At 72.0% G+C, this 20,085-nt stretch carries 12 protein-coding genes; 9 read left to right on the top strand and 3 right to left on the bottom strand.

Annotated elements, in window-relative coordinates; genetic code table 11:
• Window positions 1-238: 238 nt before the first annotated feature.
• Window positions 239-2,848: a beta-glucosidase family protein gene (locus ABIA38_RS24700; protein ID WP_424640989.1), complete on the bottom strand. Its 2,610-nt coding sequence runs from the start codon at window positions 2,846-2,848 to the stop codon at window positions 239-241.
• A gap of 61 nt (window positions 2,849-2,909) precedes the next feature.
• Here ABIA38_RS24700 and ABIA38_RS24695 point away from each other — a divergent pair, with 61 nt between their 5' ends.
• Window positions 2,910-3,551 (top strand): TetR family transcriptional regulator, encoded by a 642-nt coding sequence (locus tag ABIA38_RS24695; RefSeq protein ID WP_424640988.1) that lies wholly within the window; start codon window positions 2,910-2,912, stop codon window positions 3,549-3,551.
• A gap of 62 nt (window positions 3,552-3,613) precedes the next feature.
• On the opposite strand, the gene ABIA38_RS24690 is transcribed toward ABIA38_RS24695, so the two are convergent.
• Together ABIA38_RS24690 and ABIA38_RS24685 are read right to left on the bottom strand one after the other, a co-directional pair.
• A complete protein-coding gene (locus ABIA38_RS24690) occupies window positions 3,614-5,917 on the bottom strand; it encodes a hypothetical protein (protein ID WP_424640987.1) in 2,304 nt (767 codons plus the stop codon).
• A 42-nt stretch (window positions 5,918-5,959) separates the two neighbouring features.
• Window positions 5,960-6,862 carry an alpha/beta fold hydrolase gene (locus ABIA38_RS24685; RefSeq protein ID WP_424640986.1) on the bottom strand — a complete coding sequence of 301 codons (903 nt, stop codon included), beginning with the start codon at window positions 6,860-6,862 and terminating at the stop codon, window positions 5,960-5,962.
• Between the two features lie 273 nt (window positions 6,863-7,135).
• On the opposite strand from ABIA38_RS24685, the gene ABIA38_RS24680 reads away from it, so the two are divergent.
• From ABIA38_RS24680 to ABIA38_RS24645, 8 genes are all read left to right on the top strand, one after another.
• On the top strand, window positions 7,136-8,467 hold the full coding sequence (locus ABIA38_RS24680) for an ABC transporter substrate-binding protein (protein WP_424640985.1): 1,332 nt from the start codon (window positions 7,136-7,138) through the stop codon (window positions 8,465-8,467).
• Window positions 8,468-8,758: 291 nt separating this feature from the next.
• The gene (locus ABIA38_RS24675) at window positions 8,759-11,131 is read left to right on the top strand and encodes an ATP-binding protein (RefSeq protein ID WP_424640984.1); all 2,373 of its coding nucleotides are present in this window, start codon (window positions 8,759-8,761) and stop codon (window positions 11,129-11,131) included.
• On the top strand, window positions 11,124-14,033 hold the full coding sequence (locus ABIA38_RS24670; RefSeq protein ID WP_424640983.1) for an ABC transporter permease subunit: 2,910 nt from the start codon (window positions 11,124-11,126) through the stop codon (window positions 14,031-14,033). The genes ABIA38_RS24675 and ABIA38_RS24670 overlap by 8 nt, the downstream gene beginning before the upstream one ends.
• Window positions 14,034-14,035: 2 nt before the next feature.
• Window positions 14,036-14,983: an alpha/beta hydrolase gene (locus ABIA38_RS24665; RefSeq protein WP_424640982.1), complete on the top strand. Its 948-nt coding sequence runs from the start codon at window positions 14,036-14,038 to the stop codon at window positions 14,981-14,983.
• 248 nt (window positions 14,984-15,231) lie between these two features.
• Window positions 15,232-17,115 carry a CocE/NonD family hydrolase gene (locus tag ABIA38_RS24660; RefSeq protein ID WP_424640981.1) on the top strand — a complete coding sequence of 628 codons (1,884 nt, stop codon included), beginning with the start codon at window positions 15,232-15,234 and terminating at the stop codon, window positions 17,113-17,115.
• Window positions 17,116-17,460: 345 nt separating this feature from the next.
• Window positions 17,461-18,036 carry a hypothetical protein gene (locus ABIA38_RS24655; protein WP_424640980.1) on the top strand — a complete coding sequence of 192 codons (576 nt, stop codon included), beginning with the start codon at window positions 17,461-17,463 and terminating at the stop codon, window positions 18,034-18,036.
• Between the two features lie 333 nt (window positions 18,037-18,369).
• A complete protein-coding gene (locus ABIA38_RS24650) occupies window positions 18,370-19,500 on the top strand; it encodes a hypothetical protein (RefSeq protein WP_424640979.1) in 1,131 nt (376 codons plus the stop codon).
• A gap of 199 nt (window positions 19,501-19,699) precedes the next feature.
• Window positions 19,700-20,059: a GNAT family N-acetyltransferase gene (locus tag ABIA38_RS24645; protein WP_424640978.1), complete on the top strand. Its 360-nt coding sequence runs from the start codon at window positions 19,700-19,702 to the stop codon at window positions 20,057-20,059.
• Window positions 20,060-20,085: the final 26 nt, after the last annotated feature.

Genomic DNA, 20,085 nt, shown 5'->3' with positions numbered 1-20,085 from the left:
TGTGTGGTCCTTGGGCCGGATCGGCCTGAGGTGCCTGGAGCGTTGCGGTGGCCGGCCTCCGGCCCGGTGTCCTCAAACGCCGGACGGGCTGGATTTGGTTGCCCGGGTGGGATGGCTTGGGAGATCGGTCGGCGCCCCGGTGCTCTCCAGGAACGTGCGCCGAGCCGACCCACCCGTCAGCCCGTCCGGCGTTTGAGGACCCTGGCCGGAGGCCGGCCGACGGTGCGAACCTGGTAGGTCAGGCCCGGATGTTCAGGGTTGCCGTCAAGGGGAGGTCCGCGCTGGACGGGCCTACGTGGAGGACGTAGGTGCCGGGTTCGGTTTGGGGGCCTTCCGGGGTCCAGTGTTGGAATGCCTTTGCCGGGATGTGTATGCGGGTGGTGACTTCCTTTCCCGGGAGGGCGGAGACCGTGGTGTGGGCGGCCAGCCGGATGATCGGGCGCTCGATGGTGCCGTCCCGTCGGCTCAGGTAGGCCTGGAGGACTTGGCGGCCGGGGCGCTCGCCGGTGTTCCGTACCGTTACGTCGGCGATGAAGTCCCCGCCTGCGGCGGCGGTTTCGAGGGCGGGATAGTCCCACGTGGTCCAGCCCAGGCCGTGCCCGAACGGGTAGGCCGGGGTGCTGCCGGCGCGGAGCCAGCCGCGATGGCCGATGTGGATGCCCTCGGTGTAGTCGAGGCGGCCGGCGACCGGGACGGTGGACAGTATCGCCGGGTCGGATTCGGTGGCGGGCCAGGTCATCGGCAGCCGGCCGCCGGGTTCGACTTCCCCGAGGAGTACGTCCGCCAGGGCCGCGCCGAATTCCTGGCCCGGGAACCAGCTCACCAGGATTGCGGCTACCTCGTCGCGCCAGGGGAGGAGGACGGGGGAGCCGCTGTTGACGACGACGACGGTGTTGGGGTTGGCGGCCGCGACGCGGTGGATCAGTTCGTCCTGGCGGCCCGGGAGGGACAGGGTTTCGCGGTCTCGGCCCTCGCTGTCGGATTCCTCGGTGCTGCCGACCACCACGACGGCCACCTCGGACTGCGCCGCCAGGGCGACGGCCCGGGCCAGTTCGTCGTCCTCGGCGCCCATCGGCCGGTCCACGCCGAGGACGAAGCCGGTGCCCGGGCGGTCGGCCGCGAAGTCGTGGCGTAGGTGCAGGTCGAGCCGCTGATCGGCCTTGAGGTCGAGTACGGCCCAGCCCTCGGGCGGGGTCAGGATGCCGCCCAGGGGGTCGTCGGTGGCCAGGTCGTCGTCCACCACCGGGATACCGTCGGCGAGCAGCCGGAAGCGGCCCACGCCCGCCACGCCGATCCGGTGCGGGCCGTCCTCGCGGACCGCCAGCACACCGCTCGCCTCGATCGCCGTGGCCCGCGCGACGATCGGATCGTCCAACCACAACAGCCGTCCGCCGCCCCGCAGTTCCTCGTGCAGGACCGAGCCGTCCGGGCCGAGGAAGCGCACCCGCAGGCCCGGCTCGCCGGTCTTCGGGTCGCATACGTCCGCCGCCGTCACCGGAGGCAGCCGGTGTCGGATCCGCGCGCCGACGGCGTGCGTGACCTCCACCTGTGGCCCGAGTGCCGCCCGCAGCCCGGCCAGTGGGCTGATCGCGTACGGCGGGATCACCGTCGCACTGCCGCCGCCCTGGATCCGGGGCGCGTCCGCGTTGGGCCCGAGGACCGCGACCCGGCGCAGCGTCCCCGGGTCCAGGGGCAGGGCCGTCCCGGTGTCGCGCAGCAGTACGGTCCCGGCCGCCGCCGCCTCGCGCAGCAGCGCGGCGGGGTCCGGCCCGGCACCCACCGGCCCGGCGGGCGCCGGCAGCACCCCCGGCAGCGCGCCGACCCGGGCCGCGAGCAGCAGCAGGTGCCGGACCTTGCGGTCCACCGCCTCCTCCGGGACCCGGCCCGCCCGGACCGCCGCGACCAGCGCCGCGCCCCACGGTGCGTCCGGCCCCGGGCCCGGCATGGCCAGGTCCAACCCGGCCCGCCCGGCGCCCTCCGTCGACCGGGTGGCGAACCAGTCCGAGACCACCAGTCCGTCGAAGCCCCACTCGGTCCGCAACGGCGTTTCCAGGAGCGGGTGTTCGGTCATCGTGACGCCGTCGACCGAGTTGTAGGCGGCCATCAGCGCCCAGGCACCCCCCGCCCGGACGATTTCCTCGAACGGCGCCAGGTGGACCTCGTGCAGCGCCCGCTCGGACATCCGTACGTCGACCGAATAACGTTCGGTCTCCGAGTCGTTGGCGGTGTAGTGCTTGACCGTGGCGGCCACGCCGCCCGCCTGGATGCCGCGCACCAGGGCCGCGCCGATCCGGCCGGCGAGCAGCGGGTCCTCCGAGTAGCACTCGAAGTGCCGCCCGGCATACGGGCTGCGTTGCAGGTTGACGGTGGGACCGAGGACGACGTCCACGCCCTTGGCGCGCGCCTCGGCGGCGAGCAGTGCGCCCAGTCGTTCGACCAGGTCCTCGTCCCAGGACGCGGCCAGCGCGGTCGGGCAGGGCAGTGACGCGGACGGTTCGCGCTCGTCGAAGCGCTCGCCGCGGACGCCCGCCGGGCCGTCGCACAGCACCATTTCGCGCAACCCGATCGCCGGTTCGGCGGCGGTCCGCCAGAATCCCGAACCGGTGAGCAGGCGCACTTTCTGTTCGAGGTCGAGGCGGGCCAGGGCCGTCTCGATGCGTTCGAGCGCCCGGGTGAGCGCGAAGGCGCGGGCGCGGACCCGGGTGTGGGCAAGGGCGTCCGGCGCCCTGGGATCCGGCATGTGGGTGGTTTCCAGCAGGTGGGTTTCGGACGGCTCGGAGGCGCCGGACGCCTCTTCGGCCGAGGACAGGGGAAAGGTGCGGTCATCATGACCGTTGGCCTGCGACACGCGGGGCAGACTACATTCAATACATTCCAGGTGGAATGCTTTCACGAAGGGAGCCGAACGGATGTCGGATCGCACGGGGGCGCGGGGCCCGTACGCGCGTGGGGTCGCACGGCGGCAGGAGATCGTGCACGCGGCGCTCGAGGTCTTCGCCACGCGCGGGTACGACGCCGTGTCGCTGCGTGAGATCGCCGCCCAGGTCGGCCTGTCGCACACCGGGCTGCGGCACCACTTCGCGTCCAAGGAGGAGCTGCTCACGGCCGTACTGCGGTACAAGGACGAGCTGACCCTGATCCCGGACGAGCCGGTGGACGTCTCCGGCATCGCCTGGGTGCGCGCGAGTCGGGACGTGGTCGCGCTCAACGCCCGGCAGCCGCTGCTGATCCGGCTGTTCGCGACGTTGTCCGTGCAGGCCACCGATCCCGCGCATCCGGCGCACGCCTACTTCGTCGAGCGTTATCGGATCGCCCGGGAGATCGCCGCCGGGCATCTCGCGCAGGCCCGGGACGACGGCGACATCGCCGCCGACGTGGACGCGGAGCACTGCGCCGAGCTGATGCTGGCGGCGATGGACGGCCTCCAGGTGCAGTGGTTGTTGGAGCCCGATCGGGTGGACATGGTGGCCGCGTACGGGCAGTTCCTGGACCGGTTCCTGGCCGTGCTCGCCGTTCCGCTGCCCGAGGGAGGCGGAACGGCGAAGCGGTGACCGGATGGTGACGCCGGGTCGGCCCGGCCACGACGGCAGGTCGGCCAGGTGGTGACGCCGGGTCAGCCCGCCCGATCGATGGTGTGCCGACCCGCCGGGTAGGGCCGACCGGCGTGTACGAACGGCACCGGGCTGTCCACGCGCAGTTCGCCCGGCGTCACCACCACGCCGATCAGGCCGGCCGGGCACGGCACCGCGCCGGACGCCTCGGCCAGTTCGCCGAGCGCCGGTTCGATCCGGGCCACCGTGAAGCCCGGTTCGGCCGGCTCGACGCCCAACACGCGTGTCATCAGATCGCGCGTGGGTGTCGAGGACCAGCCGTGGCTGATCGTGCCGCCGTACCAGGTCTCGCTCCAGGACGTGTCGCTGCGCCCGAACAGCGCGACCCAGTCCAGACACAGGCCCGCGATCAGGTCGGCGCGGCCCGCCCGGGCCAACGCGTCGTGCACGACGTAGCGGAAGAACGGCTGGGCGCGCACCACCTGCCGGTCGGTGTCCCACCACGGCTTGGGCGGCCCGGCGCGCAGATGCGCGCCGCCGACCTCGGTGTCCGAGCCGGGCTCGGCGGGGCCGTCCGGGGCGCTGAACGCGGCGTGTACCAGGTCGTGTTCGTCGGTCAGCACGCGTACCAACCGGTCGATCCGGCCCGGCGGCACCAGGCCGCCCACGATCGCCGCGGCCTGCCCATGCTGCGAGGCCATCGGGCGCCGCTCGCCGTCCGCGATCGAGTCGGCGTAGCGTTCCCGCTCGGAATCCCACAGCCGCTCGAAGCCCACCACCAGGCGGGCGTGCGCGGCCCGCGCCCACTCGGCCCGGCCCCGATCGCCGAGCCAGGAGGCCAGTTCGGCGAATTCCAGGAGCGCCCGCCCCCACAGGCCGCACAGCGCGGCCGAGACGCCCTCGGTGTGCACCGCCGACCAGTCGATGATCACCCAGCCGAACACGTCGGTGGGCAGCCCGGATTCGTCCAGGAACGGTTCGAACCAGCGCAACACCCGCTCGGCCACCGGGAGCAGCTCGGCGATCTCGTCCCGGTCGCCGACGTAGCGGTACAGGTTCCACACCGAATGCACCCAGTGCAGCGCCCAGTCCGGGATGACGGTGAAGTCGGCCCATTCGGCGTCACCGGCCACCGCCATCGGCAACATGCCGTCCGAGCGTGGCGACGCGGCCAGTCGGGGATGCCAGCGGGCCAGCCGCCAGTCGGAGTTGGTGGTCAGGTCGACCATCTGGTGGACCACCGCGTCGCCGGTCCAGGCGCGCTGCTCGCGGGTGGGGCAGTCGAGGTAGGCGTCCGCCGAGCACAACGTCACCGTGCGTCGCCCGATCCGCCAGATCTGTTCCAGGCGCGGATCCGAGCAGGCGAACCAGGCGTCGCCGGTGACCGGGTAGGTGCGTTCGCGGACCGACACGCGGTGCACGGTGACCCCGTCCGGGGCCTCGACGAGCGCGCCGCGCAGCCCGTACGTGTCGAGCGATTCGAGGGTGCGGCGGGTGCCGTCGGTGGTCACCGCGAGGCTCGCGTCGTGCTCCCCGGGCGCGGGTCGGCCGGCCGGGTCGGCGAACTCGGCGGCATGGACGATCACTTCGGCGCCGGGCGGGCCGTCGGCGTCGACGATCAGGGTGCCGGAGAGCACCTGGGACGCGGTGTACGCGCCGCCCTGACTCGGCGTCAGGATCGTTTCGCGCGGCGGTGACCAGCTGATCGGTCGGCCGCCGAACGGGCCGCCCGGGTAGCTGGGCGGTTCGGGCCGGCCCGGCTCGCCGGTGGTCATCGCGCGCCGGAGCACCGCCGCGGGCCAGCCCGGATCGTGGTCCGGGTGTTGCCAATCGGCGGGCAGCGCCCGGGCGTCGAGCAGTTCGCGACCGCGCCCGGAGACACTGCCCCCGCCGGCGGTGGCACTCCAGCCGTCAAGCACCTGGGCCTGCCAGCGCTCGTCGGTGACGAACCACACGTCCGGGCCGAGTCGGGCCTCCAGGACGAAGGCGCCGTGGACCAGGTCGTTGGCGAACGGGGACGGCGGCAACCACCACGGCGTGGGCCCCTCGTACATCCACCCGAGCGCCGTCACCACGTTGCCCCCGGGGCGCAGGTGCGGGGCCAGGTCGAGGTCGTCGTACGGGCGCATCCTGGGGTTCGCCCGGACCGGGCCGCGCGCGACCTCGACGCCGTTCACGGACAGCGCGTACCCGGCCAGCGCCACCACGCGGGTGGGCACCCGGTCGGGGACCGCGTCCAGGGTGAGGGTGCCGCGCAGGGCGACGGTGTGCCGTCCGGGCGCGTGGCCGCCCGGTCCGTCGAGCGGTTCGGCCCAGATCCAGCGGGCCCGCCACCGGCCGGGCGGGAAATCGGCATTGGCGATCACGCGGTCGCTCCTTCGAGTCGGGGGAGGCGGGAGAGGTGGGTGCTACCGGGTCAGGTGGGCCCGGACCGCGGCGAGCCAGGCGTCCGGTCGTTCGGTCTGCGGGCTGTGCTTGGCGCCCGCGATGACCCGGAGTTCGGCGCCCGGGATGCGGTCGGCGAACAGGTCGGCCGCGCCGCGCAGACCCTTGTCGTGCTCGCCCACCACGATGGTGACCGGGCAGGTCAACTCGCCGAGCCGGTCGACCAGCGAGGGGTACGTGCCGAGCGCCTCGCCGCAGCCGACGAACGCGGCCGGGTCCATCCCGGTGAACGCGCGGGTCTGCCGTTCGATCCGGGCCAGGTCCTCGGGCGAGGCGTCCTTCGGGGTGCGGGTGAGCGGCTTGAGCAGGGTGGTCAGCGGGGTCAGGCCCCAGCGGCCGACCACCGCGTTCATCCCCTTGGCCAGCACCCGGAGCACCGGGGTCGAGGTGGGTTCGGCGGCGGTGTCCATCAGCACCAGCGAACGCACCCGGTCCGGGTGGGCCAGCGTGTACCGCAGAGCGAGCACGCCGCCCATCGAGTGGCCGAGCAGGTCGAACGGCTCGGGCAACATACGCTCGACGAACGTGTCCAGGTCGGCCGAGAGATGGTCGAACGTATAGGCGGATCGCACGCCGAATCGGCCGCTGTCGCCATGGCCGCGATGGTCGTACGCGAGCACCCGCCGATCAGCCGCCAGGAGTGGTGCGACGCCGTCCCAGTCGGCCACGCTGCCCGCGAATCCGTGCAGGAGAAGCAGCGGCGGTGTACCTGTTTCGGGGGTTGCGGAAGGTAGGTCGCAGTACCGCAGATCGGCCGCCGACCTGGGCGGATGGGGGGTGTCGGGGGGCTGTGCTCGGTCCTCGGCCAGGGTGTCGCCGGCGAGGAGTCGGGATGATGCCGTCCATGAAAGCCTTCCATCTGGCATGTATTCGATGTTAGCGTCCCGCCGTCGTGATGTGACACACAAATCCCCCCGGATTCGCCGGGGCCAGGGCCTCCCGGCCGCCATTTCCCACCCCGGATCCGCTACTGGGCGTCGGTGCCCCGGTGCTTCCGCCACTCCTCTTCGCCACCCTCCACCCCATCGCTGCACCCCCCATCGCCCCACCCCATTTACTGCCGACTCGCGGTGTCACCCCGGTTCCGCGAGCCGTACCACCCGAGATCCACTGCTTCCTTGAAGGACAGGTGAGCCGTTGTGTTGCTCCGAGGAGACGGACCCGCTCCCGCGCGACGTATCGCCGTCGGCGTCCTGCTCGCCGCATTCGGCCTGAGTGCCGCGGTCGGCTGCTCGGTCGAGAAGACGGCCGACAAGAAGCCCGCCGGCCCGGCCGCCGCACCGAGCGGCCCGGCCCGCGGTGTCACCGACACCGTCGTCAAGCTCGGCGTCGCCGCCACCGACCCGACCCAGCTCAGGGCGCTGGGCGTGCCGAGCGAGGGCCCGGCGAGCAAGGACCTGTACACCGCCTGGATCGCCGCGCAGAACAAGCGCGGCGGCGTCCAGGGCCGCACCATCGAACTCGCCTTCCGGCCGTTCCTGCCCACCGGCCCGGCCGAGGCCCAGGCCGCGTGCGTGGAACTGAGCGAGGACAAGAAGGTGTTCCTGGCCATCGGGATCCTCACCGGCGACACGCCGCTGTGCTTCACCGAGACGCACGGCACGCCGTACCTGGGCCAGTGGGGCCAGTCCGCCGAACGCGACCGCCGCTCCAAGGCACCCTTCGTCGCCCTGGAGATGGCCGACGACCGGCAACGGGCCGCTGCCGTCAAGGCGCTGCTCGACCAGAAGTTGCTCCAGGGCAAGAAGGTCGCGCTGTACTGGGAGGCCCAGGACGCGGCGGTCACCAAGAACACCGTCAAGCCGCTCCTGGACGCGGCCGGGGTCAATGTGGTCGTGCAGACCCCGCTGGACGACTACGGCACCGATCAGGCGGCCGGCGACCAGGCGTTGGACACCCTGGTGCAGAAGATGCGCTCGGCGGGCGCGGACACGATCCTCAACACGTCCAACTTCTCCAACCTGATGATCGCGCTGCAACGCGCCGACTGGCTGCCCGAGCAGGTGTACGCCACCTCGGCCCAGGCGCTCAGCCCGGCGGTGGTCAAGACCACCGGGATCAAGCCCACGACGATGCAGCGGGTGACGGTGGCCGCGCCGTACATCCCGACCAAGGCCGAACTGCTGGCCGATCCGGCGCTGACGGCGTGTGTGGAGGAGTACAACGCGGGCGGCGTCGGCGAGCGGTTCGACGCGGCGGCGGCGAGCCGGGAGGCGCTCAGCGCGGTGGCCAACTCGTGCGCCTCGTTCCGGCTGTTCGTGCAGGCCACCGACGCCGCCGGACGCGAGCTGAACGTGGCGTCCTGGCAGCGCGGCGCCGAGTCGCTGACCAAGCTCACGCTGCCCGGCATGCCGCTGGCCTCGCTGGCCCCCGGCAAGCACAGCGCCGGCGACGCGGTGGGCGTGTACCGCTGGGACGCGGCGCAGAGCCAGATGCTCCCGGCCGGGCCGCCGATCTCCGCCGTGAAGTGACGGTCCGGGCACGCCCGTACGGCACACGGTGACGGTCCGGGCAAGCCGGTGCGACACGAAGTGACAGTCCGGGCACCCCGGTTACGGCACGCGGTGACGGTCCGGGCACCCCGGTACGACACGAAGTGACAGTCCGGGCAACCCCGTACGGCACGCGGTGACGGACCGGGCGCCTCGGTTACGGCACGCGGTGACGGACCGGCCAACCCGGTACGGCACGCGGTGACGGACCGGGCAACCCCGTACGCCACGCAGTGACCGCACGCGAACCACGAGAAAGGCCGATCACAGATGGACGGCGACACCGCCGCACCCCAGCGGGACACCACCGGAGGCAAGCCCGGCAGGCTGGCCGACCTCGCCGGTGCGGTCCTGGACGAACCACCTCGGGCGGGGTCGTCGGCAACTCCCCACAGCCCCGCCGCCGACGCCGAAACCGCCGTCCCCGGCGTCGGCGGCGGCCCCACCAAGGCCACCGGCAAACCGCCCGCCGAGAACCTGACGCTGCGCCAGGGGCTGCGCCGCGGCGGCACATCCGTGTTCACCGTGTTGCTGATCCTGACCGCGCTCGACGAACTCGAGGGCGCCGCACTGGCGGTGCTCGCCCCCGACATCCGGGACAGCCTGGGGGTTGGCAACGGCACGATCGTCTTTCTCGGCGTCGCCGCCGGCGCGTTCACGGTGCTTGGCGCGGTGCCGATGGGCTGGATCGCGGACCGCTTCCGACGCGGGCCGGTGATCGGGATCTCCACGGCGTTCTTCGCGCTGATGGTGTTCCTGTCCGGCTTTGCGATGAACGCGTTCATGTTCTTCTGGACCCGCTTCGGCGCGGGTGTCGCCAAGTCCAACAGCGGTCCCGTGCAGGGGTCGCTGTTGGCGGACACCTACCCGATCGGGATCCGCGGCCGACTCGGCGCCTCGATCGGCGTGGGCGGCCGGTTGTGCGCGGTGCTCAGCCCGCTGGTGGTCGGCGGGATCGCGGCGGCGGTCGGTGGCCCGGACGGCTGGCGCTGGGCGTACTACCTGCTCGGCCTGCCGGTGCTGATCTTCGCCGCGTTCGCCTTCTTCCTGCCGGAACCCCCGCGCGGGCAGTGGGAGAAGGCCGACGTGCTCGGCGAGGTGATCGAGGACGAGAACCCGCCGCCGATCTCGATCGAGGCGGCGTTCGCCCGGCTGGGCCGGATCCGCACGCTCAAGACGGTGATCCTGGCCTTCGCCGCGATGGGCTTCGGCCTGTTCACCACACCCGTCCTCGGCAATCTCTTCCTGGAACAGGAGTACGGGCTCGACGCGTTCCACCGCGGCCTGGTCGGCACCGCCGGTGGGATCGGCGGGCTGCTCGTGCTGCCCTTCATCGGCCGCTACTACGACCGGCGCTTTCGTGAGGACCCCGCCTCGGCGCTGCGGCTGATCGGGATGTTGATCGTGCCCTCGGCGGTGTTCGCGCCGCTTCAGTACTTCTCGCCGAACCCGGTGTTGTACACGCTCTTCGGCATCCCGCAGATCGTGTTGTTGTCGTGCGCCTTCGCGCTGATGGGTCCGCTGATGCAGACCATCGTGCCGTATCGGCTGCGCGGTCTGGGCAGTGCGATGGCCTCGATCTATGTGTTCTTCATCGGTGCCACCGGCGGCGGGCTGGTCTCCGCGCCGCTGATCGACGGGTTCGGGCCGCGGATCGCGGTGCTGATCACGCTGGTTCCGGCCACCGTGATCGGCGGGTTGTTGATCATGCGCGGGGCCGACTTCGTCCGGGACGATCTGGCGCTGATCGTCGCCGAGTTGCACGAGGAGCAGGAGGAACACGCGCGTCGGCAGGCGCATCCGGATCAGGTCCCGGTACTCCAGCTCAACCACGTGGACTTCTCCTACGGGCAGGTGCAGGTCCTCTTCGACGTCCGCTTCGAGGTGCGGCGCGGCGAGGTGTTGGCCCTGCTCGGTACGAACGGTGCGGGCAAGTCGACCATCCTGCGGCTGATCGCCGGTCTGGCCACGCCGGAGCGTGGGGTGATCCGCCTCGACGGACGCACCATCACGTTTGTGGCCGCCGAGCAGCGGATTCGGCTCGGGGTGGTGTCGCTGGCCGGTGGTGCGGGGGTGTTCCCGGGGATGAGTGTGCGGGAGAACCTGGAGATGGGCGCGTATGTGCACCGCGCCGACCCCGAACTGGTGCGGGCCCGGATCGACCGATCGTTGGCGCTGTTCCCGCAGTTGGTCGAGCGAGCGGGGGAGCCGGCCTCGGCGCTGTCGGGTGGGCAGCAGCAGATGCTCGCCCTGGCGATGGCGCTGCTGCACGACCCCGAGGTGTTGCTGATCGACGAACTCTCGCTCGGCCTGGCGCCGGCGATGGTGGCCGAACTGCTCGCGGTGATCGAGCGACTCCGGGCCGAGGGACTGGCGATGATCGTGGTCGAACAGTCCCTGAACGTGGCCATGTCGATCGCCGACCGGGCGATCTTCCTGGAGAAGGGCCGGATCCGGTTCGAGGGCGCGGCGGCCGACCTGGCCGAACGCGACTTCGTCCGGGCGGTGTTCCTGGGCGGCGACGCGGAGTCGGACGATGCCGGGCCGGACGATGCCGAGCCGGGCGACCCGGCGGCGGCCTCGGCCGCGCCGGCCTCGGGCGCCGGCGCCGCCGGCACCGGAAAGGGCGTCGACCATGGCTGACCTGATGACCCGCCAGATCGCCTTCGACGGCCTGGTCAACGGCCTGGCGATCGGCCTGATCGCGCTCGGCATCGTGCTGGTGTACCGCAGCAGCCGGGTGATCAACTTCGCGGTGGGCAACCTCGGCGTGATCGGCGCCGCACTGCTCCCGCTCGCGGTGATCAACTACGGCGTGCCGTTCTGGGCCGCGCTGCTCGGTGCGCTCCTGGTCGGCACGCTGGCCGGCGCCATCGTCGAACTCGCGGTGATCCGACGGCTGTTCCACTCCGCCCGGGTCACCGTACTGATCGCCACGATCGGCGTCGCCCAGGCGTGTGTGGCGGCGGTACGCGCGCTGCCGGACGTGGACGGCGCGGTCCGGGCGAGCTACCCGGTGGCGATCACCGCCCAGTGGCAGATCGCCGGCGTACGGGTGACCGGCGCCCAGGTATGCGTCCTGATCGTGGTCCCCATCGTGGCCGGCGCGCTGACCTGGTTCCTGGGCCGGACCACCCAGGGGCGCGCGGTCACCGCGTCCGCGGAGAACCCGAACCTGGCCCGTACGGTCGGGATCAGCCCCAAGATCGTGTCCACCGTGGTGTGGACCCTGGCCGGCCTGCTCTCCACGCTCGCCATGATCCTGATCGCCGGCCAGTCCGGCCGGGTCTCGGCCACCGCCGACCTCGGCCCGAACACGATGGTGCGGGCGATGGCCGCCGCGGTCATCGCGGGGCTGACCTCGTTCCGCTGGTCGATGCTGGCCGGCGTGCTGATCGGGGTGCTCCAGGCGGCCGTTCGGTTCAACTTCGTCGAACAGACCGGCCTGGTCGACTTCCTGCTGTTGTGCGCCGTGGTCACCGCGGTATGGATCCGCGCCCGGCGCGACGCGCGCACCGACAACCGCGGCGACAACCGCACATTCGCCACCGGGCCGCGCCCGGCACCGATCCCGGAGCGGTTGCGCGGTGTGTGGTGGGTCCGGCACCTGAACCGACTCGCTCTGCTGGTACCGCTGTTGGTGGCCGTCGTGCTTCCGTTGGTGGTCACCCAGGCGTCCCGACACCTCCTCTACGGCACGATCCTGGCCTTCGCGATCTGTGCCTGCTCGCTCACCGTGCTCACCGGGTGGGCCGGGCAACTCTCGCTCGGGCAGATGGCGTTCGCCGGCCTCGGTGCGCTGCTCACCGCCGCGCTCACCCGGGGCCTGTCGATCGACATCGGCGCCGATCGCACCATCGCCTTCCAGGCACTGCCGTTCGTGCTGTCCGCGCTGCTCGCCGCACTGGTCACCGCGGCCCTCGCGGCGATCGTCGGCGCGGGCGCCCTGCGGGTGGACGGCATGCTGCTCGCGGTCAGTACCTTCGCGCTCGGTGTGGCCGCCGCCGGCTACCTCTACCGGCGGCCGTTCCTCACCGACGGCAACGCCGCCTCGGTGCCGCTGCCCAGGGGCGAGCTGCTCGGGCTGGATCTGGCCGACGAACGCACCTACTACTACGTGCTGTTGGTCGTGCTGATCGTCGTCCTCGCGCTGATCGCCCGACTGCGGGCGCACGGCACCGGGCGGCGCACCATCGCGGTCCGGGACAACCCTGAGGCCGCCGCCGCCTGTACCGTCCCGCCGCTGCGCACCAAGGTCACCGCCTTCGCCCTCTCCGGCGCGATCGCCGGACTCGGCGGCGCGTTGCTCGCGGGCAGCGTGCAGAGCGTGCCGCTGACCGAACGGTTCTTCCAGGTCTCGGATTCGCTGACCCTGGTGGCCATCGTGGTGATCGGCGGAGTCGGCTCCACGGTCGGCCCGGTGATCGGCGCGGTGTGGGTGGTCGGATTGCCCGCGTTCTTCCCCGGCAACTCACTGGTACCGATCTTCGCGTCCAGTATCGGACTGCTGGTCCTGCTCCTGTACTTCCCCGGCGGGCTGACCCAGATCGCCAACGCGGCCCGGACGGCGCTGCTGCGCTGGGCCGAGGGGCGGCTGCCCGAGGAGACCGCGGCGCCGACGGCTGCCCCGAAACCGGAACGTCCCGTGCGAGTTCGCGAGCGGACCGAGGCGGTGCCGACCGACGCGCCGGTGCTCGTCACGCACAACGTGTCGGTGCGCTACGGCGGGAACACCGCCGTCGACTCGGTGTCCATCCAGCTGCGCCCCGGCGAGATCCTCGGACTGATCGGCACCAACGGCGCCGGCAAGTCCACGCTCCTCAACGCGATCGGCGGATTCGCCCCCGCCACCGGGACGGTCGAGCTGCTCGGCCGCGATGTCTCCCGGCTCGCCCCGGCCCGGCGTGCCGCGCTCGGCCTGGGCCGGACCTTCCAGGCGGCCCGGTTGTTCCCCGAACTCACGGTGAACGAAACGGTGTTGGTCGCCCTGGAGGCGCGCAAACGATCCGGCCTGATCGGCACCGCGCTGCTCCTGCCCGCCGCCACGCGGGCCGAGCGGCAGCGGCGGGCCGAGGCCGCCGATCTGATCGACCTGGTCGGATTGGGCCGCTACGCGGACACCCCGGTGGCCCAACTGTCCACCGGCACCCGGCGGATCGTCGAACTGGCCAACCTGATCGCACTGGACGCCCGGGTGTTGTGCCTGGACGAGCCGACCGCCGGCGTCGCGCAACGTGAGACCGAGGCGCTCGGCCCGTTGTTGCTGCGGCTGCGCGAGGAGTTGTCCGCCGCGCTGATCGTGATCGAGCACGACATGCCGTTCATGATGTCGATCAGCGACCGGCTGTACTGCCTGGCCGCCGGCCGGGTGATCAGCGAGGGCACCCCGGCCGAGGTGCGCGCCGATCCGGCCGTGATCGCCGGCTACCTGGGCACCGACGCGCGTGCCATCGATCGATCCGGGACCGCGGCGCCGTCCGCCGACCCGGAACGTGTTCCCGCCCTGCTGCACCCCGTGCCCGACCACCCCGCGATGGAGAGCTGACCATGCCCCTGGACCCGCCGATTCAGCGCATCATCGACCTGCTCGCCGGGCACCGCGATCCCAACGAGCCGCCGGGGACCCTGGCCGAGCGCCGGAAGCTGGCCAACGCGACGATGTTGCTGGCGTTCACCGGCCGACCGGACGACGTCACCGCGACCGACCACCGAATCCCGGTCTCCGGCGGCGAGATCACCATGCGCCTGCTGCGCCCGGCCGGACTGCCCGCCGTCGCGCCGGTGTTCTACTTCATCCACGGCGGCGGCTGGTTCCAGGGCGATCTGGACACCGCCGAGGTCGAGCTGGGGCCGATCACCGCCCAGGTGCCGTGCGCGGTCGCGCTGATCGACTACCGGCTCGCACCCGAACACCCGTACCCCGTACCGCTGGAGGACTGCGTCGCGGGTTACGCCTGGCTGCTGGCCCAGCACGCCGAACTCGGCCTGGACCCGGACCGGATCGCGGTCGGCGGGTGCAGCGCGGGCGGCAATCTGGCCGCCGCGCTGTGTCTGGTCGCCCGGGATCGCGGACTGCCCATGCCGTGCGCCCAGTTGCTCGACGTACCGGGCCTGGAGTTGGTCCGGATGGATGTCGAGGGCGACGACGATCCAAACTTCGGCGGGCTGACCGCCGAGGCGTGCAACGAGTTCTTCGACCTCTACCTGCCGGCCGACGTCGATCCGCGCGACCCCCGGGTGTCCCCGTTGTGCGAGCCGGATCTGCGCGGGCTGCCACCGACGGTGATCACCGTGGCCGAATACGACCCGCTCCGTGGTCAGGGCGAACGCTACCTGACCCGGCTGCACGAGGCGGGCGTGCCCGCCGCCGCCTTCCGGGTGCTGGCCCACCTGCACGGCGGCTGGGTCATCCCCGGCACCGTCACCCACAACCTCGTCGGCGACCTGCGCGCGGCCTCCGTCCGCCGGGCCCTCACCGGGACCCTCGCGCCCTGACGGATCGGCCATAACCGCCGACGAAGTCCCATCCCTCCCAGTGCACTTCGCGCCACCGTCCCCATCGTTTCGTGCGACCTTCGGAGGTCAGGGTGTCCGTCCACATCCCCCGGCAACGAGCATCACGCAGCGCACCACACAGAACACCAAACAGAACACCAGGCATAACGGCACAACGAGCGGCCCGCCGACGCGTCGGAATCGCGCTCGGCTCGATCCTGGCCCTCGTCGCCGCGCTGTTCGGCGCGGTGCCGGCGACCGCAACCCCCGCCGCGACGCCGCTCGTGCAGGGCAGCATCGCGCAGTACGGCGTGTCCAAGCAGCAGAACGTCCCCGTCACGATGCCCGACGGAACCGTGTTGCGCGTCGACGTCTACACGCCGACCGACACCGGCACCACCACCCCCGCGACCGGGACCTTCCCGGTGCTGCTCACCCAGACCCCGTACGGCCGGGGCTCGACCGAGACCGAGCTGTCCTGGTTCGTGCAGCGCGGCTACCTCGCGGTGTCCGCCGACGTACGCGGCACCGGCACCTCCGCCGGCTCCTGGTCGCCGTGGGCGCCGATCGAGGGCCAGGACGGCGCCGCACTGGTCGCCTGGGCGGCCCAACTGCCCCACGCGAACGGGAAGGTGGGCCTCAACGGCGGCTCCTACGCGGGCATCAACCAGATCATGACCGCCGCCTCCGTCGGCCCGAACTCCGCGGTCAAGGCGATCTTCCCGCTGGTGGCCGGCAACGACCTCTACCGTGAACTGGCCACCATGGGCGGCATCCCGGACGCCGAGTTCATGTCCTTCTGGCTGACCTACACCGGCATCGCGCACCTGAGCGCACCGCTCGCCGAGGCGCTGCGTCAGGGCTCGACGCAGAACATCCTGGACACCCTGGCCCTGGAACTCCAGCACCTCGGTGGGGTCGCCTCGGCCAACCTGCCGATCCTGACCGGCCTGCTCGGCGGCGGCGAACAGGCCTACGACGGCGCCTTCTGGCAGCAGCGCCGGCCCGCCGACATGCTCGCGAGCGTGGTGGCCAACGGCGTACCCGCCTTCCTCCTCGGCGGCTGGTACGACCTGTTCCAGCGCGGTGCGTTGATGAACTACGCCGGCCTGCAGAACGCGTGGGCGGGCCGTCCGGTCGGCGCGCCGATGGTGGCCGGCCAGCCGGTCACCGACCGCTACCAACTGCTGATGGGCCCGTGGTACCACGACCCGCGCCAGGACCCGACGTTGGACCTGTCCGGCCTGCAACTGCGCTGGTACGACAAGTGGCTGAAGGGGATCGACACCGGCATCACCGGCGCTGCCAACCCGAACCCGCTGCACGTGAAGGAACTGGGCAGCAGCCGCTGGCTGGACACCCGCAACTACCCGTTCACCGGCGCCGACCCCACCCGCCTCTACCTCGACCAGGGCCGCACCGGCAGTGCCCCGGCGTCCACGAACGACGGTCTGCTCACCACCACCGCGCCCACCGGCAACGGCAGCGAGTGGATCAGCTGGACCGCCAACAACAGCCCGTGTACCCGCTCGTCGGCGCAGTGGCTCGGCGGGTTCCTCAAGGACCCGGCCTGTACGGACAACAACACGGCGCGCGAGACCGGTCCGGGCTCGCTCGTCTACACCACCGCCCCGATGACCGAGACCAAGGTGCTCGCCGGCCCGATCGGCGCGACGTTGTACGCCCAGTCCAACACCCCGGAGACGCACTGGGTGGTGACCGTCACCGACGTCGCCCCCGACGGCTCCTCGGTGCCGCTCAGCTCCGGCGCGCTGGCCGGTTCGCATCGTGCGCTCGACCCGGCCCGCACCTGGTACGCCCCCGACGGTACGACGCTGATGCCGTACCACCCGTCCACCCGGACCACCACCACCTCCGTCCAGCCGAACCAGGTCACCCGCTACGACGTCGAGGTCTTCCCGACCTTCGCCTCGATCGCCCCCGGTCACCGGATCCGGGTCAACGTGACCACCGCCGACACCCCGCACCTGTCCGCCACCCTGACCCAGACCCCGGGCCTGCTCGCCGGGATCTGGCAGCTCAAGTCCGGGCCGGCCAACCCGTCCTCGGTGACCATCCCGCTCGCCCCGGCCGGCGCGTTCGGCACGCCCTGCACGAGCGTGTGCCCATGATCCGTTGATCATCGGGTGATTCGTACGGGCGCCCGGCCGGGGATTCGCATCCCCGGCCGGGCGCCCGTACGTTTGCTCCACCCCGACGACCCGGTGCGGTGGCTCCGGAATCCCGGTCGAACGCGCCGTGCTGCCCGACCTGTTGCTCCGGGTTCGGCATCGACTCGGCTGACCTCGGATGGCACGTGATTCCGCATATGCAAGAGGATTTGATGAGATGGCTCGCAAATGCAAGTCGGTTCGGCGAATCTGCTTGCAGATGTAAATTGTGTTCGAGCCGCTCCGGTTGGGCATGATCCGGAGCAGTGGCCGGACGGACGATCACGCGATCGGAAGGGGATGTCAGTGAGCGATCGCGGGATCCGGGAGTTCGGGCTCGATCGGGAGTTGACTCTGGTCGCGGGCCTGGAGGTTCGGCTCGTCGTGGACGGCATCGCGAGCTGGGGCATCGAGTGGGACGACGGCCCGACGGTGGACCGGATGCGTGGCTACGTGGCGGCCGTACGGACCCGACGACGCCGCGCCGCGCCGCCCGACCATCGGCTCGACTACCGCCGCCGGCAGAGCCCTCGGGCGTGGGCCGCGCGGGCCATCGCCCTGATGCGGGACGGGAGTTCGGCCCGGGCGATCGCGGTCGGCGCGGCCCGGCGGCGCAACCATCCGGCGGCCCAGGGGTGGTGTGCGGGGGCATTGACCCCCGAGGACCATGCGCTGCTCGACCTGGTCCAGCGGTCCTACGAGGCGGTGGCCAACCCGGAACGCGTGGATCGCCCCGAGGACGAGGCGTTGATCGCCCGGCTGTTGGTCGAGGGCAACGCCTCGCGCGAGGCGATGTGTCGGATCCTCAACGACCCGGACTCCGGCCAACTTACGCCCGGCCGCCCGGTGTTGCGTCTGGTGCCGGGAGATCCCGGGCACTGACCGCGCCGCACCACACCTCTCGGATGCGCCGACGGTGGCTGGAGGCAGGCACGGACGCAGACGCGCAGGGCCGCCGGCGCGCACCGGCCCCCGGCCCCGGCCCCCGCCGACCGAAGCACAGCAACTCCGGATCGTGGGCGGCGTCGGCGGCGTCGCAGATCGGGTCCGAGCCGATGCCCAGAGTGATGTGACCAGGGTCTCGTTTGTTCGAGCAACTGTCTTCAAGCGCCGGGGAGTTCGCGGCGTTTTACTCCTTTCATGGCAACCGTGAGCAGGCCCGAACCCAGGCCCGAACCCAGGCCCGAACCCAGGCCCGAAACCAGACCCGAGCCCATGCCCGAGCCCATGCCCGAGCCCGGATCCGAGGAGCCGGTACGGCCGGATCAGCCGGGGCCCTTCCAGGTCGGCACGATCGAATTCCCGTTCTGGACCGGCGGACCCGGCTTCACGCTGGCCAAGATCAGTTACCCGGCGCAGCACGACGGGTGGTTGGCCCCGGCCGACCGGTCGGCGGGGCGCTATCCGTCGATCGTGGTCGCGCCGGCCACCTGGACCGGGCCGAATCTGTACGAGTGGTTCACCGACTATGTGGTGCGCCACGGCTACATCGTCTTTCGCTACTTCCCGGAGAACATCCTCGCGCTGGATCCGCACATGCACGCGGACACCGTCTGCGACGCGATCGACAAGCTGATCGACATCGACGACGACCGGTTCAACCCGCTGCGCGGCCTGATCGACCACGATGCGTTCGCGGCGCTCGGGGTCTCGCTCGGCGGCGCGGGCGCGCTGCTCGCGGCGGCCCGGGACCGGCGGATCCGGGCGGTGATCGGGCTGGCCCCCGGGCGCGACGCCAAGGAGCCCGAGCTGTACGCGCGGATCGACACCGAGGTGCGCAACGTGGTCGCGCCGACGTTGATCATGTCCGGGCAGAACGACGGGATCTGCCCCGGTTCGGGGGTGCACTATCTGGACCTGGTGCCGCGGGGCTACAAGACCTACCTGGAGATCGCCGGCGGAAACCATGTCCAGTTCCTCGATCCGAGCGAGGTGGACATCCACCTGCCGGGGTTGCCCCGGGACGGGGAGCCGGGGATCACCTTCGCCGAGCAGCATGCGATCGCCAACGTCTACGCGACCGCGTTCCTGCACGCCGCGCTGAAGGGGGACGGCTACTGCGAGGTACAGGTACTCGGCGCGGACGCGGTGCGCGCGGTGCGCGACGGGCGGCTCTCCGACCTGCGTTCGGAGGCGGGCCCGCTGCCGCTGCCGTTCCCGGCCGCGACCGCCGGGGTGCGCAGCGCGGCGGCTGCGGCGGTGCCGGTCGCCACGTCCGGCGACCTGATCGGTGCGGCGGGCACGGTCGCCTCGGCCCTGCTGCTCCGGGTCAACGGCCTGGTCCGGGACCTGGCGAGGGGCGTGGAGCGGGCCACGGCGGAGATGGAGAAGCGGATCCTCGGGTGACGATCGTGGGTCACCTCGACGTCGTGCGGGCCGAGATCGCGGCGGGTGAGAAGGTGGCTCGGGACACCGGGTTCGATTCCTGACCGGGCGAGCGCATGCCCGGGGCGGGCTTCGACCGGCCCGGGCGGTGGGTACGGTGGGCGTCCGGGCCCGAGTCCCGGATACCGAGTCCCGGTTTCGGACCAGGAGGGGCAGCAGCATGGATACGCGAGTGGCCGACAACCCGGCGAAGTCCCGCTACGAGATATTCACCACCGCGGAGCCCGCCCCGGCGGGCCCGGGCGGGCAGCTCGCGCCGCCCATCCGGGCCACCGAACTCGCGGGCTTCGCGGAGTACTTCGTCAGCGGCGACGAGGTCGCGTTCACGCACACCGAGATCGACCCGAGGTTCGGCGGGCAGGGGCTCGGCGGCCGGCTGGCCCGCGCGGCGCTCGACGCGGTCCGGGAGCGTGGCCTGGCGGTGCTCCCGTACTGCTCGTTCATCCGCGACTGGATCGCCAAGCACCCCGAATACGTCGACCTGGTCCCCGAGGACCGCCGGGACGCCTTCAAGTTGTAGGTGCGGCCGGGTGCGGCGGGATGCGG

The organism is Embleya sp. AB8 (assembly GCF_049739465.1).
Classification (GTDB): Bacteria; Actinomycetota; Actinomycetes; order Streptomycetales; family Streptomycetaceae; genus Embleya.
This window is presented reverse-complemented; position numbering and strand designations above follow the sequence as displayed.